The sequence below is a fragment of the Streptomyces sp. NH27 genome (assembly GCF_056859195.1).
The window spans coordinates 1-2226 of the sequence record NZ_JACEGK010000802.1; the positions used below are offsets into that span (position 1 = coordinate 1).

1 protein-coding gene is annotated in these 2226 nt (G+C 77.0%); it reads left to right on the forward strand.

Features of this window, described 5'->3' with window-relative positions:
• Nucleotides 1-2172 (forward strand): PD-(D/E)XK nuclease family protein (locus AC13HU_RS35990; protein ID WP_483046202.1); only part of this gene is annotated, 2172 nt, incomplete at its 5' end.
• Nucleotides 2173-2226: the final 54 nt, after the last annotated feature.

The window sequence follows — 2226 nt, forward strand, 5'->3', positions numbered from 1 at the left end:
GTCCCGATCGACCTCGCCCCGTCGGCCACCCCGCTGCACGCGGACCCGGCTGTCGCCCCGTTGCTGCTGGCGCTGCGGGTGGCGGCGGAAGCGGCGGCGCCGGCGGTGTCGTACGGGGAGGCGCGCGGGGACGCGGAAGAGGCCGTATCCGGGGACGAGGTCGGACCGGAGGACGAGGTCGAGGTCGAGGCCGCAGCCGAGGACGGGGACGAGGTCGAAGTTGTCGACGGGGCCGGAGACGGGGACGAGGTCGCGGACGCGGCCGGGAGCGGGAGCGGGGACGGCGGCGCGGAAGGAGACGCCCCCGGGCTCACCGTCGAGGACGCCCTGACCCTGCTCACGTCGCCGCTGGGCGGTATGGACTCGGCGGACCTGCGGAAGCTGGGGCGCGCGCTGCGCGAGGAGGAGCGGGCGGCGGGCGTGGCGGTGCCGCGCCCCTCGGACCTGCTGATCGCGGAGGCGGTCGCGCGGCCGGAGCGGCTGGCGGCGCACGACCCGTCGTATGCGCGTGGCGCGCAGCGGGTCGGGGCGCAACTTGCCGCGGCGCGCGCGGGACTCGCGGCGGGCGGCACCGTGGAGGACGCGCTGTGGGCGCTGTGGAACGGCTCGCTGTGGCCGGGGCGGCTGGAGCGGGCGGCGCTGCGCGGAGGTCCGGCCGGGCGGAACGCCGACCGCGACCTGGACGCGGTGTGTGCGCTGTTCGAGACGGTGGCCCGGGCGGAGGAGCGCACCGGGGGCCGCGGCGCGCTGAACCTGATCGACGAGTTGTCGTCGTTCGACATCGTGGCCGACACGCTCGGCGGCCGCGTTGTCCGGCCCGAGGCCGTACGCCTGATGACCGCGCACCGTGCGAAGGGCCTGGAGTGGCCGCTCGTCGTGGTGGCGGGCGTGCAGGAGGGCGTGTGGCCGGACCTGCGGCGCCGCGGTTCGCTGCTGGAGGCTGACCGGATCGGCGGCGACGGCCTCGCACCGCCGCTCACCCCGGGCGCGCTGCTGGCCGAGGAGCGCCGGCTGTTCTACGTCGCGGTGACCCGCGCCCGGGACCGGCTGCTGGTGACCGCGGTGAAGTCCGCGGCGGACGACGGTGACCAGCCCTCCCGGTTCCTCGCCGAACTCGGCGTGGAGCCGGTGCACGTGGGCCACCGGCCGCGCCGCCCGCTCGCGGTGGCCGCGCTCGTCGCGGAGCTGCGCGCGACCACCGTGGACCCGGCGGCGTCCCCCGAGCTGCGGGACGCCGCCGCCCGCCGGCTGGCCCGGATGGCCTCGCTCACCGACGAGGGCCACCCGCTGGTGCCCACCGCGCACCCCGACCGCTGGTGGGGCCTGTACGAGCCGACCCGGTCGGCCGTGCCGGTCCGCGACCGGGACCAGCCGGTCGTGCTGTCCGGCAGCGCGCTCGACCAGCTCGCCAACACCTGCGCGCTGCAGTGGTTCCTGGGGCGCGAGGTCAAGGCCGATCCGCCGTCGACGGCAGCGCAGGGCTTCGGGAACGTGGTGCACGTCCTGGCCGACGAGGTGGCCTCCGGCCGCGCCCCCGCCGACCTCGACGTGCTGATGACGCGGCTGGACTCCGTATGGGACGCGCTCGCCTTCGACGCGCCCTGGAAGTCCCGGCAGGAGCGGGAGAACGCGCGCGCCGCGCTGGAACGCTTCCTGCGCTGGCACGTCATGGAGCGGGGCCGTGAAGCGGTCGCCGGGGAGCACGCGTTCGACGTGACGCTGGAGGCGGGCGACGCGCAGGTGCGGATCCGCGGCAGCATGGACCGGGTGGAGACGGACGCCGAAGGGCACGCGTACGTCGTGGACTTCAAGACCGGGCGGGCCAAGCCCACCGCGAAAGAGGTCGCCCGCCACCCCCAACTCGCGGTCTACCAGCTCGCCGTCCGCGAGGGCGCCGTCGACCCGCTCTTCGGCGGGGCCCGTCCGCATCCCGGCGGCGCCGAACTCGTCCAACTCCGGCTCGGCGCCACCCGCAAGGAGGGCGGCGACGCGCTTCCGGCGGTGCAGCGGCAGGAGCCCATCGAGGGGGAGTGGGCCCAGGACCTGCTCGCCGAGGCGGCCGGGCGGGTGCTGGACGAGCGCTTCACACCCGCTGCCGGGCACCACGGCGCGCACGGCGCCTTCCGTTCGGCGTGCACCGCCCGGCCGGAGGGCCGGCACGTCGTGGAGTGAGGGTCGGGGCTGGAGCGGGCGTCGGGGGCGGGAGCGCGTACCAGGGGTGGAGCG